15 protein-coding genes are annotated in these 22,715 nt (G+C 61.6%); 7 read left to right on the top strand and 8 right to left on the bottom strand.

Annotated features, from left to right (window positions below; genetic code table 11):
* Positions 1-94: 94 nt before the first annotated feature.
* On the top strand, positions 95-2,920 hold the full coding sequence (locus tag SM764_RS19450) for a Hint domain-containing protein (protein ID WP_369002513.1): 2,826 nt from the start codon (positions 95-97) through the stop codon (positions 2,918-2,920).
* A gap of 2 nt (positions 2,921-2,922) precedes the next feature.
* On the opposite strand, the gene SM764_RS19445 is transcribed toward SM764_RS19450, so the two are convergent.
* Both SM764_RS19445 and SM764_RS19440 read right to left on the bottom strand, forming a co-directional pair.
* Positions 2,923-4,353 carry a sensor histidine kinase gene (locus SM764_RS19445; protein WP_369002512.1) on the bottom strand — a complete coding sequence of 477 codons (1,431 nt, stop codon included), beginning with the start codon at positions 4,351-4,353 and terminating at the stop codon, positions 2,923-2,925.
* A 3-nt stretch (positions 4,354-4,356) separates the two neighbouring features.
* On the bottom strand, positions 4,357-5,055 hold the full coding sequence (locus SM764_RS19440) for a response regulator transcription factor (protein WP_368948711.1): 699 nt from the start codon (positions 5,053-5,055) through the stop codon (positions 4,357-4,359).
* A 205-nt stretch (positions 5,056-5,260) separates the two neighbouring features.
* Between SM764_RS19440 and SM764_RS19435 the strand changes: the two genes are divergently transcribed.
* From SM764_RS19435 to SM764_RS19415, 5 genes are all read left to right on the top strand, one after another.
* Positions 5,261-6,517 (top strand): ABC transporter substrate-binding protein, encoded by a 1,257-nt coding sequence (locus SM764_RS19435; RefSeq protein WP_369002511.1) that lies wholly within the window; start codon positions 5,261-5,263, stop codon positions 6,515-6,517.
* A 112-nt stretch (positions 6,518-6,629) separates the two neighbouring features.
* Entirely contained in the window at positions 6,630-7,502 is an 873-nt protein-coding gene (locus SM764_RS19430) for a carbohydrate ABC transporter permease (protein ID WP_368948733.1), read from the top strand.
* Positions 7,495-8,382 carry a carbohydrate ABC transporter permease gene (locus SM764_RS19425; RefSeq protein ID WP_274830197.1) on the top strand — a complete coding sequence of 296 codons (888 nt, stop codon included), beginning with the start codon at positions 7,495-7,497 and terminating at the stop codon, positions 8,380-8,382. Before SM764_RS19430 ends, SM764_RS19425 begins: the two co-directional genes overlap by 8 nt.
* Before the next feature lie 10 nt (positions 8,383-8,392).
* Complete coding sequence (locus SM764_RS19420) at positions 8,393-9,505, top strand: ABC transporter ATP-binding protein (RefSeq protein WP_369002510.1); 1,113 nt, start codon at positions 8,393-8,395, stop codon at positions 9,503-9,505.
* Between the two features lie 440 nt (positions 9,506-9,945).
* Positions 9,946-10,659 carry a trypsin-like serine peptidase gene (locus SM764_RS19415; RefSeq protein WP_369002509.1) on the top strand — a complete coding sequence of 238 codons (714 nt, stop codon included), beginning with the start codon at positions 9,946-9,948 and terminating at the stop codon, positions 10,657-10,659.
* 166 nt (positions 10,660-10,825) lie between these two features.
* Here SM764_RS19415 and SM764_RS19410 read toward each other — a convergent pair whose 3' ends face one another.
* From SM764_RS19410 to SM764_RS19395, 4 genes are all read right to left on the bottom strand, one after another.
* Positions 10,826-11,998: an HlyD family type I secretion periplasmic adaptor subunit gene (locus tag SM764_RS19410; protein ID WP_347510590.1), complete on the bottom strand. Its 1,173-nt coding sequence runs from the start codon at positions 11,996-11,998 to the stop codon at positions 10,826-10,828.
* Positions 11,995-14,439 (bottom strand): ATP-binding cassette domain-containing protein, encoded by a 2,445-nt coding sequence (locus SM764_RS19405; protein ID WP_490363089.1) that lies wholly within the window; start codon positions 14,437-14,439, stop codon positions 11,995-11,997. Before SM764_RS19405 ends, SM764_RS19410 begins: the two co-directional genes overlap by 4 nt.
* A complete protein-coding gene (locus SM764_RS19400) occupies positions 14,436-15,734 on the bottom strand; it encodes a TolC family protein (protein ID WP_369002507.1) in 1,299 nt (432 codons plus the stop codon). Before SM764_RS19400 ends, SM764_RS19405 begins: the two co-directional genes overlap by 4 nt.
* A gap of 87 nt (positions 15,735-15,821) precedes the next feature.
* A complete protein-coding gene (locus SM764_RS19395) occupies positions 15,822-18,902 on the bottom strand; it encodes an Ig-like domain-containing protein (protein WP_369002506.1) in 3,081 nt (1,026 codons plus the stop codon).
* A gap of 505 nt (positions 18,903-19,407) precedes the next feature.
* Between SM764_RS19395 and SM764_RS19390 the strand changes: the two genes are divergently transcribed.
* Complete coding sequence (locus SM764_RS19390) at positions 19,408-20,502, top strand: M24 family metallopeptidase (protein WP_368948717.1); 1,095 nt, start codon at positions 19,408-19,410, stop codon at positions 20,500-20,502.
* Between the two features lie 39 nt (positions 20,503-20,541).
* Here SM764_RS19390 and SM764_RS19385 read toward each other — a convergent pair whose 3' ends face one another.
* Both SM764_RS19385 and SM764_RS19380 read right to left on the bottom strand, forming a co-directional pair.
* The gene (locus tag SM764_RS19385; RefSeq protein WP_368948718.1) at positions 20,542-21,204 is read right to left on the bottom strand and encodes a GntR family transcriptional regulator; all 663 of its coding nucleotides are present in this window, start codon (positions 21,202-21,204) and stop codon (positions 20,542-20,544) included.
* Positions 21,205-21,341: 137 nt separating this feature from the next.
* A complete protein-coding gene (locus SM764_RS19380; RefSeq protein WP_065272835.1) occupies positions 21,342-22,457 on the bottom strand; it encodes an S-(hydroxymethyl)glutathione dehydrogenase/class III alcohol dehydrogenase in 1,116 nt (371 codons plus the stop codon).
* Positions 22,458-22,715 lie beyond the last annotated feature (258 nt).

Genomic DNA, 22,715 nt, shown 5'->3' with positions numbered 1-22,715 from the left:
GTCTGTAGATGTTGCCGCTGGTGCTACTGCGGACCTTTGTAAACCGTTTCCTGTACTGCCTCTGACCCGAACCGCATGAGAATGAGAAAACACCATGGCTGAACCAGACTGGTTATCCGACCTCGTTGCATCCCTTGCCGGCAGTAAGGGTAACGACCACATGGGCGGCACCACCGGCGATGACACGATGAGTGCCGATCTCGGTGACGATACGGTCGCCGGTGAAGAGGGTGATGATGTCATCGACGGCGGTGGCGGCGACGATATTATCTTTGGCGACATGGGCGACGGTTTCGACCAGGGTATCGATGCCAGCCCGTTGGAGCTGAAGCTCAGCAACCTTCAAAGCGTGTCTCACGATGGCTGGACCGGTTCTTCTGGCGACAACGCCGTTTTCAGCGACATCGCAACCCTGGAGGACGGCAGCACGGTCTGGGGCAGGCTGGTTCTGGTCGAGAAATCCAACCCGAACATGTGGGTCGAATTCGGCTATGCAGAGGGCGCAGAGGTCTTGCTGGACGGTGATCAGCCGGGGGACCGGGCGACCTTCCGCCTGGAATTCTTTGACCCGGTAACCGGCGACCCGATCTACCTGAATTCGACTGCGACATTCAACGATGTGGATGACAACAGCTACGTGGGCGATGCCGAGGCGGTCATCATTGATGGCAACAGCTTCACCTCCTTCGGGGTGTCGGCGGATTCCTCGCTCAACACCTCGATCGATGGAAATATGGTCACTGCGACCGGGACTGAGCTGAACGATTACACCGATCAGGACGCCTGGTTCTCGGCCGGATTCGAAGACCGTTCCTCGATCGAGTTCACCCTGCAAACGCGCGACGGCCTGGCCGGTTTCACACTATCGGGTGATGTGATCGATGATGCCGTCGTCACCACCATCGAACAAGGCAATGACACGGTTCTGGCAGGTGATGGTAACGATGCGGTCTTTGGCCAGGGTGGGGATGACTCCCTGTTCGGGGAGGAAGGTCATGACAGCCTTGATGGCGGGGCTGGCAACGATTTCATGGAAGGTGGGATCGGCAACGACACTCTGATCGGCGGGGATGGTGCGGATACGCTGGCCGGTGGCGATGGCGACGACTATATCGAAGGTGGTCTTGGCAACGATTACATGACCACCGGGATCGGCAATGACACGCTGATCGGTGGCGAAGGCGATGACACGCTTAAGAACTCGGCCGGGGATGACAGCCTTGTCGGCGGCGTTGGCAACGACAGCATCGTTGCGACCGATGGCAACGATACCTTGGAAGGCGGAGAGGGCAACGACACCCTTTACGGTGGCAATGACAACGACAGCCTCGACGGTGGTACCGGTGACGATTCCATGGATGGCGGCACCGGCAACGACACGCTGATCGGTGGCGATGGCGCGGATACGATCGCGGGTGGTGATGGCGACGACTACATCGAAGGCGGTCTTGGCAACGACTACCTGACCACGGGTCTTGGCAATGACACGCTGATCGGCGGCGAGGGCGACGATACGCTCAAGAACTCGGCCGGGGATGACAGTCTTGTCGGCGGCGTCGGCAACGACAGCATTGTTGCAACCGATGGCAACGATACGCTGGAAGGCGGCGACGGCAACGATACGATGTACGGTGGCAACCACAACGACCTGCTTGTAGGTGGCGCCGGGGATGACCTGATGTTCGGTGAGGCCGATGCGGATGTCTTTCAGATGTCCGACGGCTTTGGCAATGACACCCTTACGGGCGGCGAGGCCGGGGTTGACTACGACACAGTCGATATGTCGGCTGTCACTACGGGCGTTTCGGTCACCTACACTGGCAATGAAGCCGGGACGATTACCGACGGCGCCGACACGATTACCTTTTCCGAGATCGAAGCGCTGACACTGACGGATCAGGCCGATGTGGTTGATGCGTCGGCGGATGCCAGCGGCGTGAAGATTGATTCCGGCGCGGGCGATGACACCATCAAGATGGGTGCCGGGGATGATTCCATCACCAGCGGCGCCGGCTATGACCAGATGGTGCTGACCACCTCGGGCGGCGTCGATACCATTGGCGACTTCGACATGGGGGACGATGACAGCGACTCGTTCTTCAACGACCAGCTTGATGTCTCTGAGCTGACCGGTGGCACCGGGCCGGATGGGGCCATTCGCACGATTGATGTCACCGTCACGGACGATGGGTTCGGCAACGCGCTTTTGTCTTTCCCGGGCGGTGAGAAACTGGTGCTGAGCGGCGTTGCCCCCGGGGATATCTCATCCCATGCCCAGCTGATGTCTGCGGGCATTCCCTGTTTCACGCCAGAGGTCCTGCTGGCCACCAGCCGCGGCGCTGTGCCTGCCGGGCGGATCCGGGTAGGGGATTTGCTGCAGACCGCCGACAACGGTTTTCAGCCGGTGATCTGGGTCGGTAAACGCGAGTTGAGCCCGGCCGAACTGGCGCTGCGACCGGAGTTGCGCCCTTATTGCCTGCGCCCGGATGGCTTGCTGCGGCCAGAGCGACCGATGCTGTTGTCGCCGCAACACCGCCTGCTGGTCAACCGCCGTACCTTTGACCGGGAAACACCGTTTGGCGAAAGCTTCCTGTCGGCAAAATTGCTGGCAGAGGTCGACGAGAATTGCGGCCAGCTCTCAGAGGTGACGGGACCGGTCACCTATGTGCACCTGATGACCGAGCGGCACGAGGTGATCTTTGCCGAAGGCATCGCGACCGAAACCTTCTGGCCTGGCCCCGAAGCGATCCGCGGGCTCTCTGCCGAGGATCTGCGCGAACTGCTCTATCTCTTCCCTGAACTGGCCGCCGTGCACGGGCTGACGGGTGAAGAGGGCCGCGGATATGTTCGCACCGGGTATGGAGATCTGGCACGCCAGTCCCTGAAGAGGCGGGACCTGCAACACCTGCCAGCCGCCTGATGTCACTCTGGCAGGACTGGTCCCCGCATTAGTCGCAGGGTTGCCTTTAGCCCGGTCCGGGTATTCTCGACGAAGAGCTCCCCATTGTGCAGCTCGGCGATTTCCTGGGCAATCGCCAGTCCCAGCCCAACGCCGCCACCGCCGATATGCCCCCGGGAAAACGGGCGTAGCATGGCGGTAATCCGGTCCGGCGGGATGCCCGGCCCGTCGTCCTCGACAATGACGTCAAGCGCCTCGGATCCGGCGCCCGAAATCGACACCGAGACCTCGGTGCCATAGGTCAGCCCGTTGTCGATCAGATTGCTGAGCGCGCGGCGCAGCTTGTCCGGCTGCCCTTGCATCAGGCTTTGCCCGCCAGTGTATATGTCCACCGGAGCGCTGCGGCCAAAGACGGTGGGAACCCCCGGCAGACGTAGGGGAGGCTGACCTAGAAATCGCACCGCACGCCCGGTGTCGCGGTAATCATCCACCAGGCTTTCGACAAGGCTGGAGAGCGCGAACTGGTGGCTCTGCTCGCTTTGGTGGCGGATGCTCAGCAGATCAAGGGCACCGTCGATAATGCCGGAAATCTCGTCCAAATCGGCGCTGAAGCGCTGGTGCAGCTCTTCATCCTCCAAGAGCTCGCTGCGCAAGCGCAACCGGGTCACGGGCGTGCGCAGATCGTGCGAAATCGCGGCCAGTCCGCGCACCTTCTGGGCCTGCTCCTCAGCAAAGCGTTCCTTCAGCAGATCAATGCGGTCGCGTACCTGAATGGCCTCGCTTGACGCCAGTGGCGGCAGCTTTGCTGGATCGCGCCGGGCCAAAAGCCGGAAGGGCGCCGCTAGGTTCAGCGCCAGCGGGATGATGGCGGCCATGCCCAAGAGGAAACCCGCAAGCCCGATCAGCGCCACCTTTGTTTCTTCCAGACGCGGACGCCACAGGCTGGGGGCGGCAATCGACAGCACCGTTCCGTCAGATTCGAACAGCGACAGGGTGGCGCCGCTGTCCTGACGGGTGATCGCGCGCGAGAGGTCGCCCAGACGCCGTTCGGGCGATTGCGGTTCACTGGCCGCGCGCAGGATGTCCGGCAATTTCGGCGGCGTGTCGAACACAGCTGCGGCACGCAGGCGGCGACCGTCGAGGATCAGGATCAGCGGCACCGTATGGGCGGCCTCGGCGGTAAAGCCGCTGGGCGTGCGCTGCCATTCATAGGGCGGCAACCTGCCCGACGTTGCGCCATCGGGCCCACTTGCCTGCCGCAGGATCTGCAGCATCGCAGGCCCCGAGGTTTCGGCGATCAGCAGCGCAGAGCGGCGGTCAAAGATGCGGTAGGAGGTCCAGCCCGCCACCACGATCCCGGCCACAAAGGACAGCGCCACCAACAGTGGCAGGCGCTGGGCCAGAGATCCGGGCAATTGCCCCAGACCCTGGATCAGGAGGGAGCGCAACCGCATCCGTCAGCCGCTGACCGGCGCCGAGAACTGATAACCCCGGTTGCGCACGGTCTTGATGAAATCCGCGTCCGGCGCCGCGGCCGAGAGTTTTTTGCGCAAGCGGCTGATCAGGATATCGACACGCCGGTCCTCGGGGCCAAGCTCGACGCCAAAGATGTCGCGGCCGATCACATCGCGCGACACCGGATCGGGCAGGGCGGAAATCAGCGCGGTGATCAGCTGGTACTCGGTTGAGCTGAGCGGTACCAGCATGCCTGCGGGGCTGTGCAGCTTCTGCCGCGCGCAATCCAGCATCCAGCCGGAGAACCGCACTTGTCCGGTGAGCATGCTACGCTCGCCGGGTCCCTTGCTGCGCCTCAGCAGCGCGTTCATCCGCGCCAGAAGTTCACGGGGATTGAAAGGCTTTTCCAGATAGTCGTCTGCGCCCAGTTCCAGCCCGATGATGCGTTCGGTGTCGCCTTTTATGGCCGACAGGATGATCACCGGCACCTCTGATCGCTCGCGCAGCCAGCGGCACAGCGACAGCCCGTCCTGTCCCGGCAGCATGACATCGATCACGTAGATGTCGAACTCCTGCGGCGTCAGTTCTTGCGCGGCTTCGGCGGAGGCAGAGACGCAGCAGTCAAAACCGCGGCCTGACAGATAGGTGGACAGAAGATCGGAAATCTCGCTGTCATCTTCGACGATATGCACGCGGGGCACGGGGCAGGGTATCCTTGGTCGTATGTCCGGACCGCCATCATAGCGAGATCAGCGCCGGGGTATGTAACAGTTTGTATCTCACGGGGGGCGACTGTGCGGAAGAACGCAACAAATCGCAACAAATTGAATGGACCGCGCGGGCACAAGGCCCGGTAGAGTGAGCCATCAGGTGCCTGAGGAGACAGGCATGATCTGGGAGGATATTATGAAAAACGTTGCAAAGGCGCTTTTGGGCGCTGTTTCGATGCTGGCCGTGACCGTTGCCGCGCCCGCGATGGCTGAACCCAAGGCCGAGGTGCTGCATTACTGGACGTCCGGTGGTGAGGCAAAGGCGGTTCAGGCGCTTCAGGAAGCTTTCAAGGCGCGCGGTGGCACCTGGGTGGATGCGCCCGTCGCTGGCGGTGGCGGTGATGCGCAGGCTGCCGTGTTGCGCGCCCGCGTGCTGGCAGGCGATCCCCCGGCTGCGGTGCAGATCAAGGGGCCGAACATTCAGGAATGGGCCGAGGCAGGCGCGCTGGGCGATCTCAACGCTGTTGCCGAGGCGCAGGATTGGGACAAGGTGCTGCCCGAAACCATCCAGAACATCGTGAAATACGATGGCCAGTACGTGGCCGTGCCGGTCAACGTGCACCGGGTCGACTGGATCTGGGCCAACCCCGAGGTTCTGGCCAAGGTCGGCGCCGATGTGCCCAAGACCTGGGATGAATTCAACGAGACTGCAGAAAAGCTGAAGGCCGCCGGGATCATCCCGCTGGCCCATGGCGGTCAGCCTTGGCAGGATGCGACGGTCTTCGAAACCGTGGTTCTGGGCGTCGGCGGCATTGATTTCTACCAAAATGCACTGGTCGATCTCGATATGGAGGCGCTGGGATCGGACACGATGGTCAAGGTGTTCGACCAGATGCGCAAGATGCGCGGTTACGTGGACCCCGATTTCCCGGGCCGCGACTGGAACCTGGCGACAGCCATGGTGATGCGCGGCGAGGCTGCGATGCAGATCATGGGCGACTGGGCCAAGGGCGAATTCGCCGCGGCGGGTCTGGAGCCGGGCAAGGATTACATCTGCGCGTCGACCCCGTCCGATGGCGGTTACCTTCTGAACTCTGACAGCTTTGCCATGTTCAACGTCAGCGGGGATGACAATGTCGAAGGGCAGGCGCTGCTGGCTGAGCTGATCCTCGGCACCGACTTCCAAGAGACCTTCAACCTCTACAAAGGATCGATCCCGGCCCGCACCGATGTACCGCGCGGCGAATTCGATGCCTGCGCGATCAAATCCATGGACGATATGGTTGCAGCGGCCGAAGGCGGCACGCTGATGGGGTCGATGGCGCATGAAATTGCGCAGGCCGGCGCCATCCGCGGTGCCTTCATCGACGTGGTGACCGCGCATTTCAATTCGGACATGTCCTCGACCGAGGCGACCGAAAAGCTGGTGAAAGCCATCAAGCTGGCGATGTAAGCCACTGCGCTGCATGATCTGCTGCGCGGCCCCGACAAAACTGGGCCGCGCAGCGTCACCTCCCGCAGTCTAGCGAAAGAATTCCGTTGTGACCCGTCCCTCTGCCACTGTGATGGACCGTTTGGCACGCCTCTTGCCGCAGATTGTTGTGGCGCCGGGGTTTGCGGCGATCCTGTTCTTTGTCTACGGCTTCATCCTTTGGACCGGCTATATGTCGCTGACCAAATCGAAGATGCTGCCGAATTATACCCTGACCGGGGTCCGCCAGTACGAACGGCTGTTCCAGATGGACCGCTGGTCGGTGGCCATCGACAACCTGTTCGTCTTTGGCGCCCTCTTTATCATCGCGGCCACCGTGATCGGCTGCCTTCTGGCGGTATTGCTGGACCAGAAGATCCGCGCCGAAGGGTTCATCCGCACGATCTACCTGTATCCGATGGCGATTTCCTTCATCATCACCGGTACTGCCTGGAAATGGATCATGAACCCCTCGCTGGGGCTGGAAACCGTGGTGCGCAGTTGGGGCTGGGAGAGTTTCCGGTTCGGCTGGATCGTCGATGAGAATCTTGCGGTCTACGCGCTGGTAATGGCCGCCGTCTGGCAAAGCGCCGGTTTCGTGATGGCCCTGTTCCTGTCTGCCCTGCGCAGCGTCGATCAGGACATCATCAAGGCGGCCAGCCTTGATGGCGCTTCTCCCTGGCAGATCTACCTGCGCATCATACTGCCCTCAATGCGCCCTGTTTTCATGAGCGCGGTGGTGATCCTGGCGCATCTGGCGATCAAGAGCTTTGATCTGGTTGTGTCGCTGACCGGGGGCGGGCCGGGCTACGCCTCCACCCTTCCGGCCAACTTCATGTACGAAATGACATTCCGCCGCAACGAGATCGGGGTCGGCGCGGCTTCGGCCATGGTGATGCTGGCAACGGTTGCCGCGATCATGGTGCCCTATCTCTACTCCGAGCTGCGAGGCAAGAAACATGTCTGATCATCTGAGCCTGTCCACGGCGCGGCCCGGCCAGCAGATGCTGCTGCGAGGGCTTCTCTGGGCCGTGCTGATCCTGTTCGCCGTCTGGTTTCTGCTGCCTGCCTATGTGGTGGTTGGTACCTCGATGAAAGAGCTGGAAGAGATCCGCAGCGGATCACTGCTGGCCCTGCCGCACGAGTTGAACTTTACCGCTTGGCGCCACGCCTGGAGCGAGGCCTGCATTGGCGTCGAATGCACCGGGCTTGAACCCTATTTCTGGAACTCTGTGCGGATGGCCCTGCCTGCGGTGGCGATTTCGACCCTCTTGGGGGCGCTGACCGGATTTGCCCTGACCAAGTTCCGCTTTCGCGGCGCCAATCTGGTGTTTGCCCTGATCCTGTTCGGCTGTTTCGTGCCGTTTCAGGTGGTGATCCTGCCGATGGCGCAGACGTTGGGGCGGCTTGGCATCACCAATACGGTCTACGGGCTGATCCTGGTGCATTCGGTCTATGGCCTGGCCTTCACCACGCTATTCTTCCGCAATTATTATGTCACCATCCCGGATGAGCTGGTGCGTGCGGCCACCATCGACGGCGCCGGGTTCTTCACCATCTTCTGGCGGATCATTCTGCCGCTGTCGCCGCCGATCATCGTGGTCTCGGTGATCTGGCAATTCACCCAGATCTGGAACGACTTCCTGTTCGGGGCCAGCTTTACCACCGGCGGCGCACAGCCCGTTACCGTGGCGCTGAACAACCTGGTGAACACCACCACCGGGGTCAAACAATACAATGTGGACATGGCGGCGGCGCTGATCACCGCAGCTCCCACGCTCTTCGTATATATCGTCGCGGGCCGCTATTTCGTGCGCGGACTTACCGCTGGCTCGGTCAAAGGATGAGGATAGTCACATGGCGTCTCTGACAATCAACAACGCGGTCAAGCGGTACGGCACGGTCGAAGTCCTGAAAGGTGTGTCGATCGATCTTCAGGATGGAGAGTTTCTGGTGCTGCTTGGTGCCTCGGGCTGCGGGAAATCCACGCTGCTGAACATGATCGCCGGGCTGGAAAGCGTGACTGAGGGCGAAATCAGCATCGGCGGGCGCGTGGTCAACGATGTGCACCCCAAGGACCGCGACATCGCCATGGTGTTCCAGTCCTACGCGCTTTACCCGACCATGACAGTGGCACAGAACATCGCCTTTGGCCTTGAGATGCGCGGCATGCCCAAGGCTGAGCGCAAGGAGCGGGTGTTGGAGGTCGCGAAGATGCTGCAGATGGATCACCTGCTGGACCGCAAACCGGGCCAATTGTCCGGCGGTCAGCGGCAGCGGGTCGCCATGGGCCGGGCGCTGGTACGCGATCCCGAGGTGTTTCTGTTTGATGAACCGCTCAGCAATCTGGATGCTAAGCTGCGACTTGAGATGCGCACCGAGATCAAGCGCCTGCATAAGCGGCTGAACGCCACCATGGTCTATGTGACCCACGACCAGATCGAGGCGCTGACCCTCGCTGACCGGATCGCCATTCTTAAGGATGGTGAGGTACAGCAACTGGCCAGCCCTGCGGAAATCTACGAGCAGCCCGCGAATATGTTCGTGGCCGGGTTGGTCGGATCGCCGCCGATGAATTTCATCGAGGTGGTGCCGCAGCCTTCGGATCGCGGTCCGGTGGCGGAAATCACCGTGCGGGCAGAAGGGGGGGATCAGACCGTTGTCCTGGACCTTTCCGCCCATGCCGCACAGCTTGAGGGACGGATGGGGCAGAAACTGGTTCTGGGGCTGCGCCCCGAGATGATCACCCAGTCCTCCATTGCAGCCTCGGGGCAGGTGGTGCCCTGCGAGATCGACGTGACTGAGGCGACCGGCGCAGACACGCTTTGTGTTCTGACCTGGAACGGGAAGGAAGTGCTGGCGCGCGGGACCTCAGGCTACGCCATGATCCTTGAGGGCACCATGGACTTTGCCATCAGCCTGGAGCGGGCGGTGCTGTTCGACCCGCAGACTGGTGCACGCCTCGGTTGATTTTTCCCTGCAGCGCCTCCCGCCGGTCCATGTTGCGATATCTTAACGCAATGCGGCGGGGGCGTGGCACGACCGCCTGAACCCGGCCCGTTAAACGGGGTGGAAGCGGGCCAAGATTCGCCACATTCCCCGCGATTCACCCCCGGATTCGCGACTTTATTGACAAGAAGTTTCCCCTCACCCCCCTATTTCACGCCCTATAGACGAAGAATTCACTCATATTTTTTGGGCGTTTGACTAAAATTTTCGGACAATCCGCAAGCTTTGTTAGGCTTTTCCAAAGGAATTGTTCATGCTGAAGAGGGAAAAGCCGGGGGGTTAAGGGTTTGTTTACCGCGTCATATTCTGTCCATCATTTCGTCCAGTCCACGCAAGATTGAGCCGCATTCCAGCCGCAGGCCTCCAACAGGATGCAGGTGTGGAAAGTGGAGTGGATGACAATGAGACTAAGAGCTGCGATAGCGGCGGTCTGCCTGTCTTTCGGGCTGTCCGGCGGCGCCGAAGCCGATGAGCTTCGTCCAAGCGTCAATTCGATGCCGGGCTGGGAGGCCGTAGGCCGTCTCAATATTGCCGGGCGAAATATGTGCACCGGATCCCTAATTGCGAATAACCTTGTGCTGACGGCGGCCCATTGCCTGTTCGATCCGTCAACAGGGCGCAGGGTAGACCCCAGGACAATCAAGTTTGAAGCTGGCCTGAACGGACAACGGGTGAAGGCGTCGCGAACTGTAACCAAGGCGGTTCTGCATCCGGGTTACCGGACCGGCAACGGCGGCGTGGCGCAGATCGGCAGCGATCTGGCGGTGCTGCGGCTCAATAGCCCGATCAGTGCCCGCGAAATCCGGCCTCTGGACCTGTCGTGGCATGCCGACCGGGGGGATGTGGTCGGGGTCCTGTCCTATTCGCATACCCGGGCGACCAGACCCAATCTTGAGCGTGGATGCCAGGTGCTGGCGAAACAGAACCGCACTCTGGTGATGTCCTGCCGGGTTGATTACGGCGCTTCAGGCTCTCCGGTGTTCGAGGTTACCGCAGGTCACGCGCCACGACTGGTGTCGGTGATTTCATCAAAGGCGGCCATCGGATCCAGACGGGTGTCCCTCGGCTCGGTTCTGGACGGCACGCTGCGGACATTGATGCAACGGGCCGGTTGATCCGGAATCCGTGCCTGCGCGCGAAAAGAAATTTCGCGTATGCCCGCCTGCAGAACGAGGTCGGCACTTGCGCAGAGGGAAGACCGGCCAAGGTAGGTCACCTATGGGACAGATGGTCCCGAAATATTAGATCCATGCGGATATGCGCGGCAAAGGCGCCGCAGTCTTAGGGTTCACGGAACGCTTCACGTGATTTGTAGAGCGGTTTGAGAAGGTAATTCAGCACGGTCTTGGAACCGGTCTGAAGTTCTGCCGTTGCGCGCATGCCGGGGCGGATCTCGATGGATTGCTGGCGCTGGGTGAAGCCGGATCTGTCGACCCGTACAGTCACCCGGTAAAACGGTTCTGCCCGCGGGTTGCGATCATCCTCGAAGGTATCCGCCGAAACAAAATCCACTTTCCCCTTCAGCGCGCCATAGATCGTATAGTCATAGGCCGACAGTTTGATCGTGGCGTCCTGGCCGGGTTGCACGCTGGCGATGTCCTTTGGGTTCACACGGGCTTCGACGAATAGCTCTTCACCCAGCGGGATGATCTCGAAAATCTCTTCACCGGGGCGCACCACGCCGCCGATGGTGGTCACAGCCAGGCTGTTGACGATGCCCGACATCGGCGCGGTGATAATGGTCCGGTTCAGCTGGTCCTGCGCCAGACGCAGCTCCTGGCGCAGCGAGGCCAGCTTACGCAGGGCTTCGGAGTATTCCTCGGCCAGGTCCAGCTCGTTCTGGGTGCCAATTTCATTGTATTTGGCCGCGGCATCGGTGGCCGATTTCTGCGCCTTGTTGACCTCGGTCAGGGCCACGATGTTGGTCTTGTAGAGACGTTTCAGGTTCTCCAGCTCCTCGTTCAGCTGGGTCATGATGGCATGCGCGCTTTCCCGGCGGCTGTTGAAATCCGTCTGGCGCGCCTTCAGCAGCGCGCGTTCAGAGGCCAGAATTTCAGGAGAGCGCTGGGTCAGATGGGCCGGGACACTGAACTCAAAAGCGCCACTCATCTCTGCCTCAAGCCGGTATTGCTTGATCTCCAGCGCGTCGATCTGCTCCTGCAGTTCGTCAGCGGCAGCACGGAATTTTGTGTCCTGCAGCTTGCCCAGCACCTGACCGGCCTGCACCACGTCGCCCTGGCGGACGAACAATTCGCCCAGAATGCCGCCTTCGAGGTTCTGTACGATCTGCGCCCGGGACGAGGATACGACCTGGCCTTCACTGCGTACGATTTCATCGACCGAGGCAAAGGCCGCCCAGGTGAGGAAGATCACCAGCGCCGCCCCAACCAGATGAATGATCCGGCTTGAACTGCGCGAGCTTTCCATCAGGTCAAAGTGGCTGGTTGCTGTCATTTCTTATCTCCCGCCGCAAGATGGGCAAGTACCTGATCGCGGGGTCCGTCCACGACCATGCGCCCGGCCTGCAGGATCAGGGTCCGGTTGGTCAGCGACAGGATCGGCATCCGGTGGGTCGCGATGACTGCCGTGCGGCCCTCCAGCCAGCTTTCCAGGCGGCTGACCATGGTGCGCTCCAGCGTCTGGTCCAGCGCCGCCGTCGGTTCATCCAGCAGGACAACCGCAGGGTTCTGCAGCCACAGGCGTGCCCATCCGATGGACTGGCGCTGGCCGATCGACAGACCGCCGCCACCATCGCCGATTTCCAGATCCAGCCCCTTGTGGTGGCTGCGCACAAAGGCGCCGAGTCCGGCGAAATCCAGGGCCTCCATCAGGCGGCTGTCGTCGCGTTCCAGCTGGCCAAGGTTCAGGTTGTCGCGCAGGGTGCCCGCCATCAGGCGCACATCCTGGCTGAGATAGCCGATGTTGCGGCGAAGATCGCGCGGGTCGATCTGGCTGATGTCGGTGCCATCGACCATCACGCGGCCTTTTTCAGGTGCGTAAAGACCGGACAGCAGCTTTAGCAGAGTGGATTTGCCGGAGCCGTTGACGCCAAGGATGGCGACACGTTGGCCGGGCAGGATCGCCACGGCGGGCACGTCCAGCGTCGGGGCGGCATCGGGATCGTAGCGGAATACCACTTCGCGCAGGTCGAACCGGCCCGTGAGGGTATCGCGGCGCAGATAGCTGCGCTGGCTGTCGTTTTCCTGGGGCGCGGTGGCGATAGCCTCCAGCCCTTCGAGGGCGGCCTTGACGTTGCTCCAGCGCGCCAGCGTGCCGGCAAACTGCGTCAGCGGTGCCAGCGTGCGGCTGGTCAGGATGCCGGTGGCGATGATGGTGCCAACGGTGAATTCCCCGGCAAACACCATCAGCGTGCCCAGCACCACGGCGACGATATAGGTGGCCTGTTGCACACCTTGAGACCAGTAGGTGAGGGCGCTGGACAGGCGGCGCTGCTCGGTCGAGGAATGGGAGGACAGCACGTTCAGTTCATCCCAGAGCCGCAGAACCCGGTCCTCGCCGCGCTGGGTTTTCAGAGTGTCGAGTTCGGTCACCACCTCGTGCAGCAGGCGCCCGGCCTTGGCATTGGCGCCTTGGGTCTGACGGGTCAGGGCGATCATGCGTTTCTGCATGAAATAGGCCGGCAGCAGCATCAGCAGCCCGCCCAGCACGATCACCCAGACAATCGGCCCAGCGATCGAGGAAACCAGCAGCAGGAACACCGCGATGAAGGGAATGTCGGCCAGCGTCGAGATGGTCGAGGAGGTGAAGAATTCACGGACTGAGCCGAAATCGCGCATCGCGGCAAACAGGCCTGAGGGCGGCAGGGGCTTCTTGTCCGAGCGCATGCCGATGATCCGGCGCATCAGACTGTGCTGCACCGAGAGTTCGATCTGGCGGCCTGCGGTATCCGTCAGCCGGGCACGGGCCACTTTCAGAAGCGCCTCCAGCATGATGGCCAGAAAGGCTCCGATGGCGAGAACCGACAGCGTTGCATGGGATTGGTGCGGCACGACGCGGTCATAGACCTGCAGCGAAAACAACGCGACCGAGACGGCAAGCACGTTGGCCACCAGCGAGCCAAGCATGATTTCGCCCACCTGGCGGCGATATTTGGGGAATTCGCCCCAGAACCAATGGCAGTTTTCCAGCTGCGGGGTATGGCGTGCGGCCATTTGCGACACGGAGGTACGGGCAGTCAGAACCTGTCCCGTGAAATAGGGGCTGAAGTCGCCAAGAGGCACTTCGGTGCGATTGTCGGGGCAGCTGGTGTCATAGATGGTCAGAAACTGACCGGTCTGCTCCAGGACCAGAACGCATTGCCCGCCTTGCATCATCGCCAGAGCGGGCCAGAGGCCGGGGGTGATTTTCTTCGTCTTTTGCAGCCGGGCCTTGAGCCCTGCAGAGCCGAGCGCCTTGGCGAGAACATTGGGCGAGGTGTCGCCCTTGCCGTCGCGCCAGAGGAAGCTGGCAATATCGCTGGTCTGAGTTTCGGCGCCTTTGAGGGCGGCAAGCGTGGAAATCAGCTCGGCCCGGTGCCGGATCCGCTCATCAGCACCGGCGACCGGTGCTTTGGTTGCCTGTTCGGCGGCACCATCGGCATTTTCCGGGGCGATCTCCGGCTGTAGCGGCGCATCTCCAGCAGTGTCGCCCAACGGCGCGGGGTCAGGGGCGCCGGTTGCGGCGATCTGCATGTCTTCGGGGTGCAGCGGCAGCGGGTCGGCTGCCGGTTCCAGCGCAGGGCTGACAGTCATCGGCTCCGGCGCAGATGCGGTGAACGGGGGAGGGGACAGAGAGGCAGACAGCTCCGGAGCAGGGGAGATCGGCACCGGCTGTGCCGGGGGCTCAGCGTTCGCGGCCTTCTTGGGTCTTCTGAATTTTCCGGGGAACCTGATCATATTTTAGTCCCATCTGCCAACAGACCCATATCCCGCGACAGTTCCAACTGGATCAGGATGACTTCGTATTTGGCTTCGATATGTGCCTGTTCGCGGCGTATCAGCTCTTCGTAGATGGAGACGACCTCCATCACCGGGCGCTGACCGGCTTCGTATTGAGATTTGAACAGCTTATAAGTTTCGCGGCTGGCACGGGCGAGGGCAGCGGTTTCGCTTTCTTGCCGGATATATGAGGCAAGACGCTGCATCTGCCGGGAATAGGTGCGGCGGGCGTCTTCCTGGGCCTCGCCAATGGTGCGGCGGGCGGCTTCCTTGCTGGCTTCGAGCGCCTTAAGCGCGGCAGGCGTGCCAAGGCCAAGAGGTGTCGCCAGATCAAGGGTCAGACCGGCGCCGGACCCATCGGTGGTGGCGTTCCCGGCAGCAGCGATCTGCGGCAACAGGCCCGCGCGGCCAGCCATAGCCTCGGCAATGGCGCGATCGGCTTCGGCTTGGGCTTTCAGCACGTCCAGAAAGGCGGTCTGTTGCGGGGGGGTACCAAGATCCATACGGGCAGGTTTTTCCGGGAACCTTTGACCGGTCATGGCCTGAAGCTCGGCCCGCGCGGTGGCGGCGGCGTCCTGCGCGGTGGCCCGCGCCGTGCGCAGCCCGCTGATCTTGCTGTCCACCACGTTGAGATCGGACTGATCGTTCAGCCCGCCGTCGACACGGCCTTTCACGATGCGGCGGAACTCGCTCATCTGGCGGATGGCGCGGTCCAGATAAGCGGCCTTTTCGTCGCCGCGCAGACCTGCAGAGTATAGACCAACTGCAGTCTGGACCCGCGTGTTGATGTCGATTGACAGATTGACCGCTGCGACCTCGACGTCGGCGGCGGCAAAGGCGCGTTCTGCCTTGCGGCGGCCATTGTCGAATAGGATCTGTTCGATCAGGATCCCGGCCACCAGATCACCAAGGTCCGTCAGGCTGACAGAGGGACCGATGGTGGGCAGCCAGTTCTTGGATTTTGCCTCGGCGCGCAGTTTGGCGCTGATCAACTCGGCTTCGGAGGCGCGGGAGGACGCTTCGATCGCCGCATCCCCAACCCGGCGATAGACGCTGTTGGGTTCCAGCAGGGACTTGCGCTGCATCAGGGCCGAAATCACCTCGGAGCTGTTCTCGCCCTCGGTCTGCGCAAAATTGCTGGAGGTTCCGGCAACGGCATCGTCACCGCCGCCCAGCAGGAACGGCGATTGCTCTGCGCAGGCCGACAGGCTGCACAACAGCGCAATCACTCCAGCGGATCGTCCCAAGTGCATCCTGCCCTTTGCCCTTCTTCTGCGTCGCCGGTTTTCGGCTTGTCGTTGGTTCCGGCGGCAGGGAAAACCCGTCGCCGGAACATGTCGTCAGATGAGAACGTTGACGTCCTGGTCCACCAGCAGTTTGGTGCCATCGTCACCGACGGTGTAGACGTTGTAGATCTGTCCATCGACGGCCTCGACGCCTGCGGCCGATGCATTGGCAACGGTCAGCGTGTCATCCGCCCCGCCATGCACGGTCAGAGTGTCGGAATTGCCCGACAGCGCCTTGATGTCGGCCTCGGTCAGGCTGAGCGAGACGTCGGAAGCATAGTCGAGGTTCAGAGCATCGATATTGAACTGCGGTAGCCCCGCATGATCCAGCGCGCCGCTGTTGGTCGCATTGTCCTCCAGAACGACCAGCGTGCTGGATGCGTTCTGAGCGCTATCCTCGCTAGTAATCACCAGATGGGTGCCGTCCGACACTGGGGTCGAGAAGGTGAACTCGGTTCCGAACACCGGGTCCTGATCGACGCTTGCGGTGGGGGCTGTGACCGAACCATCGCTATTAAGGGCATTCACCGTGTAGCTGTCGGTTGCGCCTTCGGTACTGATCCGGCGCACATCGCTGCTGGAGAAGGTCACTGCATCCACATCCGGCGTAGTGTAGCTGGTGTCGACCGTGAAGCTTTCGGTCAGGGACTGGACGTTTCCTGCCCCGTCCGTCGCGGTGATAGTTGCTGTCGCGGTATAATCGCCGTCGGGCAGGTCTGCACCGGCGATATCGGCGCTCCAGTTGCCGGCAGCATCCACAGTCGCCGCATGGGTGACGCCTGCGATCGTGACCTGAACGGTGGATCCCTGTTCCACGGTGCCTTGCAGAGTGACGCCCGCCGCGCGTTCGGCGAGGTTGATGATATCGTCGGCGGTCTGGTCCGGGGCAACCGTCAAGGGGTCGACCAGCGTGTCCAGCGCCACTGTATCCGTTGCGCTGGCGGTATTTCCGGCGCTGTCGACAATGGAGGCAGTGATCGGCAGTTCTGCGTTGCCCTGTGGGATCTGACCCGCCAGGAAAGTGGTGCTCCAATTACCGTTCACATCCGCAACAACCTGGTTGCTGGCAGTGCCAAGCCCGACGGTAACCAGCAGGCCAGGTGTGGCGGTGCCGCTGATCTCGACACCGTCCGCACGCTCGGTGGCGTTGATGATATCGTCGAGTTCCACCGGATCCGGCGATATAGTGACGGTGCCAGCCACAGTATCTACCCGCAAGGCAGAGGAGGCGGAGGCGGTGTTTCCGGCGATATCCGTGGCCGCCACGGTGACGGCGCTGTCGTATTCACCGGGAGGGATGGCACCCGGTTCAAAGGTTGCGCTCCAGTTGCCGGAGGCATCCACCAATGCGTCGCGGGTGACGCCCGCTAGGGTAACCGAAACCTCCGCTCCGGGCTCTGCGACACCGGTCAGGGTGACGCCGACTTCGGCTTCGGCAGCGTTGACGATATTGTCACCGCCTGCCAGTCCAGGATCAATTGTCACTGCGGTTTCGGTGTCGACACCAATGGTTTTGGTGACGGTTGAGACGTTTCCAGCGGTGTCCGTTGCAACGGCCGAAACGGTGGCATCATAGGTGCCGATTCCGATCTCTGCCGGGGAGAAGGCCGATGACCAGCTGCCGTCAGCTGCGGCGGTGACTGTGTGGCTGATACCTTGGAAGGTTACAGCAACTGTTGCGCCCGGATCGGCCATGCCGGTCAGGGTCACGCCAGCAGCTTGCTCGGAGGCATTGATGGTATGATCATCGCCCACCTGAGTGTTGATCGTGACGCGGTTTTCGGTGTCGATATGCACCGTATGGGTTTCGGTGGCGCTGTTGCCTGCTGCATCGGCCGAGGTTACAGATATGGTGCTGTCATAGACGCCGTCAGCGATATGTTCGGCGCCGTAGATTACCGACCAAGTGCCGTCGTTCGCAACGGTTGTGGTTCGCGTAACGCCCTGGAAATCAACAGAGATTGAGGCGCCAGCTTCGCCGGTTCCGGTCAGTCGCACGCCGTCAAAGAGTTCGACGAAGTTGATCTTGTCGTCACCTTCGACGGTGTCGATGCCGATGGGCGGCGCAACGGTGTCGACCACCAGCACATCGTGATAGGTATTGCGGTTGCCGAACTCATCTGTGGTTCGGATCCGCACGGCGGTCTCGTATTCGCCAGTGGGAATATCGGCAGGATCAAAGGTGACAGACCAGGTGCCATCGTCGTTGACCGTGGTGCGCTGGGTAACGTTGTTAATCCGCACGTTCAGACGGGCGCCGGGCTCGCCGTTGCCGGTGATGACCGGGCCATCGGCTTGCTCGATCGCATTGACGATATCACCGGTGGACTGGGTGCCGCTGGTGACCTCGGCCTCGGGCGGGGTGGTGTCGATGATCACCGTCGGCCCGTCTAGGTTGAAATCATTCCCGTCCGGGTCGGTGACTTCGACTGTGGTATCATAATTGCCATCCGGCGGCAGATCGTTGATCGCGATTGTCGCCGTCCAGGTGCCGTCATCGCGGATGGTCACTGTTTCCGTATGGCCGCCGATCAGAACCCGCACCTCAGAGCCTGGGGTGCCGGTGCCGGTGATCACGACCGGATCGTTGGTCGAGCCGGCGATAGGGTAGACCGCATCGGGGTCGTCCACCGTGGGCACCCGGCCTCGGCCCGGAGGCGTTCCAGTCTCGCTGTCGTCTGTGACCAATACGGCGGTGCCGACTACCCCAGCCGCTGCGACACCGGCGGCGCCAAAACCGCCCAGCAGCGGCGCTGCCAGCGGGGCGATCACCGGTTCGATGCGGTCGACATCCAGGAACACCAACTCGTCATAGGCGCTCCATTTCCCGGAGAGGTCCAGTGTTTCGTAGCTGGCAAACAGCATGCCATCGGCCTTGTCCTCCAGCACAACCTCGATGAACTGGCCATCGGCGCTGAGGAACAGGTTCTTGCCACCGGTCGCGCCGTAACTGAAGAAGTTGTCCAGCACGAGGGTCTGGCCATCGGCCAGCACGATATGCAGATCGGCGCCATGCCGTGCGTAACTTTCGACCGCGGATCGGCCAAGGTTCAGTGAAATGTCTTTTGTTTGAGAGACGTTCAGGTGGGCCGGCGTACCTTCAGCAAACACACCCTGTACGGTCGTTCCCGTCATATCGCGGGAAATATATCCAACACTACTCATTTTTTTGCTCGCTTATAGACCGGACAACGCCGCCAAAGCGGGTCACCTGGTTCATTGCCTGTATCGTCTTGCCCAATGGCCGTCTTTGCGGCCTTATTGTGGGCATAATGCGTCAATTTTGGGTCTTATGTCTACATTTTAAGTAACATGAAACTCTTTCAAGCGGTGGGAATAGTGGCTTTGCCGCCGCATTTGGCTCAATTCTATTAAACTTTGTAGCGTTTTTGCGCCAGTTCTTACCAAATGGTTAACGGCTTTGTGAGGCGTTTGCAGGATGTTGGCAGTCCCGAGGCGGTCTCATGTCTCTGGGCGCGAGGATGCAGGGGCGGGGACGGGGGCGCAGTTTGATACCGAAAACGGGCGAGCGGGGAACGCCTTGTTTCCAATGTCAAATTTTCGATGTTATCACGGAGGCATTGCTGCAACGAACAGCCCCCACTGGTCTGACATCATCAACGCGCGAGGTCCGAAATCGATGACGCAACTCTTGGCTGACTACCGTCAACTTGCCGCTGCCTTAAAGGTGGAGGCCATCGCACTGGTGCCCGGGCCGAATTTCACGCGGGCCCTCGGTCACAGTTTCATGAGCCATGAACGACCTTTCGTTCTGGTGATACCCGCCGAAGGCAAACCGGCCGCGATCGTTCCGAACCTTGAACTTGGCTCCTGGGAGCAGGTCGGCTTTGATGGGGCGGTTTTTGATTGGCGCGATCAGGATGGCTATGCCGGGGCCTTTGCGGCGCTGGCGGCGCATCTGCCGATGACCCGGCTGGCCGTCGAAGGGCAGGTGATGCGGGTCTTTGTGCATCACGCGCTGAAACAGGCAATGCCCGATGTCGAAATCATCGATGCCGAACGTCAGATCTCGGGACTACGGATGATCAAGACGGCGGCTGATATCGCTGCGCTTGAGGCGGCTATCAGCCTGTCAGAGCGTGCGCTGCATCGGGTTCTGGAAGGCGTGCGTGTCGGCCAGACCGAGAAAGAGATCGAAAGTGCGCTGATCCAGGCTCTGTTTGCCGAAGGCGCCGACGACCTGGCCTTTACTCCTATCGTTGCGGCCGGGGACAATTCCGCGCGCCCCCACGCGCACGCGCGCGCCGATTACAAGGTTCAGTCCGGTGATGCTCTGCTGTTCGATTTCGGCGGCCGCAAGGACGGCTTCTGCGCTGATATCACCCGCACCGTTTTTGTTGGCGAGGTCAGTGAAGACGGTCGCGCGGTCTATGACACGGTGCTGCGCGCCAATCTGGCTGGGCTGGAGGTGACGCGGGCCGGGGTCACGGCGCATGAGATTGATGATGTGGTGACCGGCGTGCTGGAAGCCTCGCCCTATGCCGACCGGATCCGCACCAAGACCGGGCATGGGCTTGGCCGCGATGTCCACGAAGCACCCTATATCATGCGTGGCAATCATCAGGAGCTGCCCGCCGGCACGGTCTACACCAATGAGCCGGGCCTTTACGGGCCGGGCCTGTTTGGCGTGCGGATCGAGGATGACGTGCTGATCACCGAGGACGGCTGCCGTACGTTGACCTCCTTCCCCAAGGAGCTGATGATCGTCGGCTGATCGGGAAACTCTTGGGTTGGGGGAGGCCCCAACCCGGTCTCAGGTTGCCGATTGCAGCTGCGCTTGAAGCGAGGCCTTGGCATCCTGAATATGGGCAAAGGTCAGCCGCGCAGCGGTCTCGGCCTCTCCTGCCGCGCAGGCCTGCAGGATGGCCCGGTGTTCTTCGGTACTGCGATCAACGCCGCCGCTCATCACCAGCTGGGCGCGCAGGTAGCGGTCTACCCGGTCCATGGCGTTTTCGATGACCTGAATGTGGTAGGGCATGCCGCTGACACTATAAAGCGCGCCGTGGAATTTCCGGTTCAGCTGCCCCCAGATCATAGGATCGTCCGAGGTGGCAAACTGCTCCAGACAGGCCTCGGCGTTATTCAGGGTCACCGGTGTCATGTTTGGAACCGCCTGACGGATCACATCGGCTTCCAGCTTGGCCCGCAGATCGAAAACCTCGCCCGCCTCCTGCATCGACAAGGTGGCGACCACCGCGCCCTTGTAGCGCTGGGTTCTGACCAGCCCCTGCTGTTCCAGCCGCGTCAGGGCCTCGCGCACCGGAAAGCGGGAGGTGTGAAACGCCTTGGCGATCTCTTCCTGGCGCAGCGGGTCGCCATCGGCAAGATCGCCCTGTATGATGGCCTTGCGCAGCGCGTCAAAGATGACCGTCGCAGCACTGGCTGTCTGTGAAATATCCGTGGCCTGAAACTTCACGCCTCTGCCTCATCTGTCTTGCGGTGAACCGGCCTCTCTATACAGGGCTTCTGCTCAGCTGTGAAAGCCGCAAAGCAAACGCCGCGAGCCCAAGGGACCCACGGCGCTGATTGGTAACCGGGTTGGGCTGGCCTGTCTCAGAATTCCACGACGGCGCGGATGGATTTGCCTTCGTGCATCAGGTCGAAGCCGTGGTTGATTTCGTCCAGCGACAGCTTGTGGGTGATCATCGGGTCGATCTCGATCTTGCCGTCCATGTACCAGTCGACGATCTTCGGCACATCGGTACGGCCCGAGGCGCCACCGAATGCGGTGCCGCGCCAGCTGCGGCCGGTGACCAGCTGGAAGGGACGGGTGGAAATCTCGGCTCCGGCAGGTGCCACGCCGATGATGATGCTTTCGCCCCAGCCCTTGTGTGCGGCTTCCAGCGCGGTGCGCATGACCTGCACGTTGCCGGTGGCGTCAAAGGTGTAATCGGCGCCGCCGCCGGTCAGTTCGACCAGATGCGCGACCAGATCGCCCTCAACTTCGGCGGGGTTGACGAAATCGGTCATGCCAAAATGCGTCGCCATCTCCACCTTGCCGGGGTTCAGGTCCACGCCCACGATCTGGTCAGCACCCGCGAGCCGCAGGCCCTGGATCACGTTGAGACCGATGCCGCCCAGACCGAAGACGATGGCGGTGGAGCCGATTTCGACCTTGGCGGTGTTGATCACCGCGCCGATGCCGGTAGTGACGCCGCAGCCGATGTAGCAAATCTTGTCAAAGGGTGCGTCCTTGCGCACCTTGGCCAGCGCGATTTCCGGCACAACCGTGTGGTTGGCGAAGGTCGAGCAGCCCATGTAGTGATGGATCGGGGTGCCATCCAGCATCGAGAAGCGGGTGGTGCCATCGGGCAGCAGGCCGGCGCCCTGGGTCGTGCGGATCGACTGGCAGAGGTTGGTTTTCGGGTTGAGGCAGTATTCGCATTCGCGGCACTCAGGTGTGTAAAGCGGGATCACGTGATCGCCCACTTCCAGGCTGGTGACGCCTTCGCCGACTTCGATCACCACGCCTGCGCCTTCGTGGCCCAGGATGGCAGGGAAGATGCCCTCGGGGTCATCGCCCGAGCGGGTGAATTCGTCGGTGTGGCACAGACCGGTGGCCTTGATCTCTACCAGAACCTCACCCGCTTTGGGGCCTTCGAGGTTCACGTCCATGATTTCAAGCGGTTTGCCGGGAGCAACGGCAACGGCGGCACGGGTGCGGATCATGTTTGGGTTCCTTCGCTTCTGTCTGGCGGCCGACGGGCCGGGTGTTCTGTGGCATGAGGCATCATGCGCTGGCGGACCTTTTGGCCCTGCTTTTGCCAGCGTTACATTCGCCACCCTATGGGCGCAAGCACCCCTGTTGCACGGATTTTCACCAGCAAGTGGGCGTATTGTAGAAAACCGGCGCTTGCGTGCAGCTCTGCGTCATCCGGGCTTGTGCGGCCGTTTCGGAGGGGAAGATCTGCAATGCCTTTTACGCCT

This window comes from Pseudophaeobacter sp. 1A16562 (genome assembly GCF_041008785.1).
In the GTDB taxonomy this organism is placed as follows: Bacteria; Pseudomonadota; Alphaproteobacteria; order Rhodobacterales; family Rhodobacteraceae; genus Phycobacter; species Phycobacter gallaeciensis_A.
Note: the sequence above shows the minus strand (reverse complement) of the source record. Positions and strands in the feature narration are given on the sequence as shown.